Here is a 3,302-nt window from a genome sequence, read left to right on the forward strand (position 1 = left end):
CCGACGCCGTCGGCACGACGATCCGAGAGGGCAAGATTTGCCTCCGGCGTGCCGACGGCGTCGGTGTGGCCTTCGATCAGGAAGGTCTCGGCCGGGTTCTTCTTGAGCAGTTTTTCCATGGCGCTGGCAACGCCATCGAGCTTCTGCACTTCGGTGTCGGAGATCGTCGCCGAGCCGAAGTCGAAGTTCAGCGTATCGAGATCGATACGCCGAGCGATATCGCGCACGCGGGCCGACCGCTTCACCTCGTCGATCGAGTAGAGACGCTGCACCCTCTCCACCGGCGGCTGCTCGAGGAAGGTATAATACTCGTCGGGATCCTCGACTTCCTCCGAATCCAGTATGTAGTCCCGTCGCGGGATGGTGAGCCGCATCGGCGGCAGTTCGTCGCCGGGATCGCGCCACTCGTCGACATCGTTGTAGTAGCGCTCGTCGACATAGGTCAGCACATATTCGCGGCCATCCGGCGTAATGCGCGATCGCCGGATGACGTCGCCATTACGATTGCGGATGGTGATGATCCTGACGCCGTTGTCGCGCTCGACGATTTCGCGGGTGCGGCCGCCGGAGAGATCCTCGTAGTAGACATCCCTGGCGCCGCGGGTGATGCGAGGCGCCTCGTTGCTTTCCACGAACGTCTGGTTGTTGAACTGCAGGATCACGCGGTCGCCGAACTGCTTGACGACATCCGCGCCCTGCGGCCGGCGACGCTCGCGCACGATCTGTTCCGGCGTAAGCTCGATGCGCTTGCCTTTCTCCTGGTCGACCGGGACGATCCTCTCGGGCTTGATCGCCTGCTGCGCCGACTTGTCGTCCGAGGGCGGCGGGCCCTGATCGACCGGAGCCGGCTGCTGCGCCTGCTCGCCGCCTTGCTGTCCGGCCTGGTTGGCGTTCTGGCCATTGCCGGCTTGGCCGTTGTCGTTCTGGGCGCCACCATTCTGGCCACCGCGACGCTTGCGGAAGGCATCTTTCTGGCTGTCCAGAACCGGCGCTTCGTTGGGATTGGCGGTTTCACCCTGCGCGGCATTGCCGCCGGCGGCCGGTTGGTTGTTGTTCGCGGGCTGATTGCCGGTGACCGGCTGTTCACCGGTGACAGGCTGCTGCTCGCCGGTCGTGGGCTGGCCGGTCTTGGTTTGTTCGCCGGTCGCGGGCTGCTCACCCGTCGCCGGCTGTTCGGCCGTCGGTTTCTTGCCGCGCTTCTTCCTGTCCTGGGCCTGTTCGCCCTGGACCGGCTGCTCGCCATTCTGCAGTGGCTCGGCCTGCGGCACAGGCTCACCCGCCGGCGCCAGCTTTTTGGCCGGCTCGTTGGTCTGCGTCTGCTCGGCCGGGGCGGTCTCGCCCTGCTGGTTCTGCTTGTGCCTCTTCTTGAACTGGTTGCCGCCTTGCTGATTGTCGTTGGCGGGGGCGGCCTGGTCGGTCGGCGCGACCTGATCGCCGGCCTGGCCGGCGGGCTCGCTCTGCTGCTGATTGTGCTTGCGCTTTTTGCGGCCCTGGTTGCCTTGCTGCTTGTCACCGGCAGCCGGCGCCACCTGTTCCGTGGGCTGCTGGTCGGCCGGCGCAGCCTCGATCTGCTGCTGCTGATCGCGTTTCTTCTTGCGCGGCTGCAGTTGCTCGGTCGCGGGTGCGCCACCCTGGTCGGCCGGCGCGGCCTCGATCTGCTGTTGCTGGTCGCGCTTCTTGCGGGGCTTGAACTGCTGCTCGTCGGTCGCGGGCTGGCCGCCTTGATCGGCGGGTGCTGCCTCAATCTGCTGCTGGTCGCGTTTCTTGCGCGGCTTGAACTGCTGCTCGGCCGGGGCTTCCCCGGACTGGGCATTGTCCATCTGCTGCTGCTCATGTCGCTTCTTGCGCGGCTGTTGCTCGGTCTCGGCAGGTGCTGCCTGCTCGGCTGCCGGCGCCGATTCGCTTTGCTGCTGCTCGCGCTTCCTCTTCTTCGGCTGTTCGGCTCCGCCCTGCGCGCATTCCTCGGCCGACTGGCCTTCGGCGCAAGCGGCCTGAGCCAATATCAACGGTGCGCCGTGCAGGCCGCCGGAAGCGACACCCCCCTGCAGCGGGTACGCGCCCAACGGCGCGGATGCCATAAGCAGACCGATTGCCGTGCCCGCCAGAATCCGTGGTTGGCGTTTCATATCATTTTCTCCTAATGGGGTCCCATCCCTGCCCAAACTTTCATCAGCCGCAATTGGTTCCGTTACAGGGCATTGACGCCAGCCAAGGATGTTCGGCCGGCCTTTTGAAGGCAATTTCGTGTCTTTCTAATGTTGATACCGGGTCACTGGGTCAGCAGCGCTTGACCGGGAGGCCGCGGAGGGCCAAATCCACCCCCATGACCGCGCCATTCTGGAAAACCAAGACGCTTGAGGCGATGACCCCGGCCGAGTGGGAATCGCTTTGCGACGGCTGCGGCAAATGCTGCCTGTCGAAGCTCGAGGACGAGGATACGGGCGAGATCTTCTGGACAAGCGTTGGCTGCCGGCTGTTCGACGCCGAAAGCTGCCGTTGCTCCGACTATGCAAACCGGCTGACAAGGGTGCCCGACTGCGTCGGGTTGACGCCGCAGAACGTGCGCACCATCACCTGGCTGCCCAAGACCTGCGCCTACCGGCTGATCGCCGAGGGCCATGATCTCTATTGGTGGCACAGGCTCGTTTCGGGAAGTGCTGCGACCGTGCATGAAGCCGGCATTTCGATCCAGGGCCGGGTGAAGGCCAAGGAAACCGATCTGGCCGAGCCGGACGACTATTTTGATTATATATTGGACGATGAACCGTAGCCGGTTCGCATCCTGATGACGACCGCTGAGGGGCACTTGTGGCGAGGAACGACGCCCTGCGGGTTCGCGTTTAGAACCCTGAACGGCACTTTTCACGGGGAGCGACGAACCCTGGCGGGTTCGCGTTTAGAACTCCTGGGGTGGCGTTTTTGAGTGCGAGCGACGAACCCTGGCGGGTTCGCGCTTATATGAACCGGACATGAACGGCCGGTTCGCGGAAAGTTCAGGTGCAAAAAGGCATTTTCCAATGATCGGTTCTACGGGCGAAAGCCCACAACAAGGAGAGAAGACAATGTTCAACCAGATCAAGACGGCAGCCCTTTCGGCTATTGTCGGGCTTGGCACCTTGGCCGCCATCCCGGCGCATGCGGACAGCCTCTATCTCGGTTTCGGCAACAACCAGGATCCGCGCTTCGGCGTCTATACGGGCGACGACGACGGCTACTACCGCCGCGATTGGCGCCGTGACCGCGGCTGGCGCGGCTGCTCGCCGGACCGCGCGCTCGACAAGGCCGAGCGCATGGGCCTCCAC

At 64.2% G+C, this 3,302-nt stretch carries 4 protein-coding genes; 3 read left to right on the forward strand and 1 reads right to left on the reverse strand.

What is annotated here, in order from left to right:
- Nucleotides 1-1,529, reverse strand: a 1,529-nt coding sequence (locus tag EOA27_RS28590) for an OmpA family protein (protein WP_245491183.1), incomplete at its 3' end; no start/stop codon positions are given.
- Here EOA27_RS28590 and EOA27_RS42365 point away from each other — a divergent pair.
- The 3 genes from EOA27_RS42365 to EOA27_RS28600 all read left to right on the forward strand — a co-directional run.
- Nucleotides 1,500-2,141, forward strand: coding sequence for a hypothetical protein (locus tag EOA27_RS42365; protein WP_245491184.1), 642 nt, complete (start codon nt 1,500-1,502; stop codon nt 2,139-2,141). The genes EOA27_RS28590 and EOA27_RS42365 overlap by 30 nt on opposite strands.
- 182 nt (nt 2,142-2,323) lie before the next feature.
- A complete protein-coding gene (locus EOA27_RS28595) occupies nt 2,324-2,770 on the forward strand; it encodes a YcgN family cysteine cluster protein (RefSeq protein ID WP_095817408.1) in 447 nt (148 codons plus the stop codon).
- A 292-nt stretch (nt 2,771-3,062) separates the two neighbouring features.
- A partial coding sequence (locus EOA27_RS28600; RefSeq protein ID WP_127257805.1) for a hypothetical protein occupies nt 3,063-3,302 on the forward strand: 240 nt, incomplete at its 3' end.

Origin of the sequence: Mesorhizobium sp. M2A.F.Ca.ET.037.01.1.1, from assembly GCF_003998075.1 — a bacterium.
Lineage (GTDB): Bacteria > Pseudomonadota > Alphaproteobacteria > Rhizobiales > Rhizobiaceae > Mesorhizobium.